This is a genomic window from Marinitenerispora sediminis, assembly GCF_003336425.1.
GTDB lineage: Bacteria > Actinomycetota > Actinomycetes > Streptosporangiales > Streptosporangiaceae > Marinitenerispora > Marinitenerispora sediminis.
On sequence record NZ_QEIO01000270.1, the window covers coordinates 1 to 3,036 of the forward strand.

Consider the following 3,036-nt stretch of genomic DNA (forward strand, 5'->3'; position numbering starts at 1 on the left):
GGTGACCGGGGTGCGCCTGGAGACCGGCGAGGTGCTGCCCGCCGACGTGGTCGTGGTGGCGCTCGGAGCGGCCCCCGCGACCGACTGGCTCGCGGGCAGCGGCCTGCGGATCGACAACGGGCTGGTGTGCGACTCCCGCTGCCGAGCGGCGGACGGCGTCTACGCGGTCGGCGACGTGGCACGCTGGCGGCACGACGGGCTCGGCGCTCTGCTGCGGCTGGAGAACCGCACCAACGCCACCGAGCAGGCCGCCGCGGTCGCGGCGGCCATCCTCGGCGCGGACCGGCCCTACACCCCCGTTCCGTACTTCTGGACCGACCAGTTCGACGCCCGCATCCACGTCCACGGCGTGCTGCCTCCCGACGCCGAGGTGAGCGTCGTGGAGGGCGACACGGTGCAGCGCCGGTTCGTCGCGCTCTACCGGCGCGACGGCGTGGCCACCGGCGTGCTCGGCTGGAACATGCCCAAGCAGGCCCGCCTGCGCCGCGGGGAACTCGCGCTCGCGTCCCCGGAGCCGGAGCGGCCGCGCCGAGCGGCGGCATCCCTGTCCGGCTCCGTCACGGGGCAGTGACCCCGGCACCCTCCCGCACGAGTCCCCACCGGCAGGAAACCGCGCGCGGCCGACGACGCGCCACGGAGGCCTCCACCGCCGCCACCGGCGGGGGAGCACCGGTTCGATGGAGAGGAACACCATGACGAGCACGTTGGACTCGGCGGGCGCGGACCCGGCCGGGCTTCCGGAGTTCCCGATGCCCCGGGCGGCCGGCTGCCCCTTCGACCCGCCGCCGGCGCTGCGGGCCCTCCAGGAGGAGGGACCGCTGGCGAGGGTCCGGCTGTGGGACGGCAGTACGCCGTGGGTCGTGACGCGCCACGCCGAGCAGCGCGCGCTGCTGGCCGATCCGCGGGTCAGCGCCGACATCACCCGGCCCGGGTATCCCGCCTCGGCTCCCAGCAACGGGACCAAGATCGGCTTCATCCTGATGGACGACCCGGAGCACGCCCGGCTGCGCCGCATGGTGACGGCGCCGTTCACCGTCAAGCGGGTGGAGGCGATGCGGCCGGCCGTGCAGAAGATCGTGGACGACCTGATCGACGGCATGCTCGCCGGCCCGAAGCCGGTGGACCTGGTGGAGGCGTTCGCCCTGCCGGTGCCGTCCCTGGTGATCTGCGAGCTGCTCGGCGTGCCCTACGCCGACCACGACTTCTTCCAGGAGAACAGCAGGACCCTCATCCGGCGCGATGTCCAGCCGGAGGAGCGCTACGCCGCGCACGGCCGGCTCGTGGAGTACCTGGACCGGCTGCTCGACGAGAAGCTCGCCGCGCCCGCCGACGACCTGCTCTCCCAGCTGACCGGCCGGATCCGGGCGGGGGAGCTGGCCCGCGAGGACGCGGCGCAGATGGGCGTGCTGCTGCTGATCGCCGGGCACGAGACCACCGCCAACATGATCGCGCTCGGCACCCTCGCGCTGCTCCAGCACCCTGACCAGTTGGCCGCGCTGCGCGAGGCCGACGACCCCAAGGTGGTCGCCGGCGCCGTCGAGGAGCTGCTGCGCTACCTGAACATCACGCACAGCGGGCGGCGCCGGGTGGCGCTGGAGGACATCGAGATCGCCGGCCAGGTGATCCGCGCCGGTGAGGGGCTGATCATGGCCAACGACGTCGGCAACCGCGACGCCGGCGTCTTCCCCGAGCCCGACCGCCTGGACGTCCACCGCGACGCCCGCCGCCACGTGGCCTTCGGGTTCGGGGTGCACCAGTGCCTGGGCCAGCCGCTGGCCCGGATGGAGCTGCAGGTCGTCTACAGCACGCTCTACCGGCGCATTCCCACGCTGCGCGCGGCCGTGGACGTGGACCGGATCCGGTTCAAGCACGACGGGTCCGTGTACGGGGTGTACGAATTGCCGGTGACCTGGTGACGCCACGCCCGCGGAGCGGGCGGACCACCAGCACACCGACCAGAAGGCGATCAGGGGAGAACCCATGAAGGTGACCATCGACCAGGACCGGTGCGTCGCGTCCGGACAGTGCGTGACGGCCGCGGCGGAGGTGTTCGACCAGCGCGACGAGGACGGCATCGTGGTGCTGCTCGCCGCGGAGCCGCCCGCGGAGCTGGCCGAGGACGTCCGCGAGGCCGCGGCCGTGTGCCCCGTGCTGGCCATCGCTGTGGAGGAGTGATCCGGAGCGGTACTCGAAGCGCCGTCCCCGCCGGGCCTCCGGCGGGGACGGCGCTGCCGCCGGGGCTCGCCCGGCCGCAGAAGCGCTTCGCGAACGCCTCCCGTCGGCGTGGCATCCCGCGTCGGGAGGTCCGGCGGACCATGGCGGGCCTTCGCCGGAGCGCTGCGGTGACAGCGTTCGCCCGGCGGCGCCGCGGGGCGGTGCGCCCGGCGCCGGTATCCGGGCCGCTCGCGGACACCACCCGATGCCGCTGAGGCGCGGGAGGCGAGCGCCCCCGGCCGCCGTCGCCGCGCGGCCGTGCCCCGGGGGACCCGACGCGCCGGGTGGTCCGCCGGCGGCGGGGACTCCGCGCCGGGGCGCTTCCCGGATCCCCCGCGCGCCGCCAGCGGCGGCCGCGCCGGCGCTCACCGCACCGCGGCGAGGAGCAGGGAGGCGGCGGCCAGGGCCAGGAAGGCCGCGGGCACGGCGATGTTGCGGAGCACGCGGGCCCGGAGGTGCGCCGCGACGGCGCCCGCGAAGAACAGCACGAGGCCGGCCGCGGCGGCGGGGCCGACGAAGGGGACGCCCAGGAGTCCGAGCGCGAGCCCGGCGGCGCCGGCCGCCTTGAGCGCGCCGAGCACGGGGAGCCAGGACCGCGGGACGCCCACCTCCGCCGAGTTCGCGAGGACGAACCCGGCCCGCGCGAAGTCCGCGACCGCGACCGCGGTGTTGGCCGCGATCGTGACGACGGTGACCACCACGTAGGCGATGAGCATCCGCTGCCCCTCCCGTGTCCGCGCGTCCGCCACCCAGCCAGCGCTCCGGTGCCGGTGCGGCCCCACCGCACCCCCCGCCTCCCATCATGCGGTTCCCATCCGCGGC

Annotated in this window: 4 protein-coding genes; 3 read left to right on the forward strand and 1 reads right to left on the reverse strand. The window is 75.7% G+C overall.

Annotated features, from left to right (window positions below; all coding sequences use genetic code 11):
• From DEF28_RS26075 to DEF28_RS26085, 3 genes are all read left to right on the forward strand, one after another.
• Positions 1-571, forward strand: a 571-nt coding sequence (locus DEF28_RS26075; protein WP_158562925.1) for an FAD-dependent oxidoreductase, incomplete at its 5' end; no start/stop codon positions are given.
• A 121-nt stretch (positions 572-692) separates the two neighbouring features.
• A complete protein-coding gene (locus DEF28_RS26080; protein ID WP_114400577.1) occupies positions 693-1,916 on the forward strand; it encodes a cytochrome P450 in 1,224 nt (407 codons plus the stop codon).
• 49 nt (positions 1,917-1,965) lie between these two features.
• Positions 1,966-2,175 carry a ferredoxin gene (locus DEF28_RS26085; RefSeq protein WP_325049038.1) on the forward strand — a complete coding sequence of 70 codons (210 nt, stop codon included), beginning with the start codon at positions 1,966-1,968 and terminating at the stop codon, positions 2,173-2,175.
• 404 nt (positions 2,176-2,579) lie between these two features.
• Here DEF28_RS26085 and DEF28_RS26090 read toward each other — a convergent pair whose 3' ends face one another.
• Positions 2,580-2,963: a DoxX family protein gene (locus DEF28_RS26090; RefSeq protein ID WP_309485917.1), complete on the reverse strand. Its 384-nt coding sequence runs from the start codon at positions 2,961-2,963 to the stop codon at positions 2,580-2,582.
• Positions 2,964-3,036 lie beyond the last annotated feature (73 nt).

Bases quoted from the DNA above. Each gene is read 5' to 3' on its own strand.
- DEF28_RS26080 (WP_114400577.1), top strand. From the start codon at position 693: ATGACGAGCACGTTGGACTCGGCGGGCGCGGACCCGGCCGGGCTTCCG.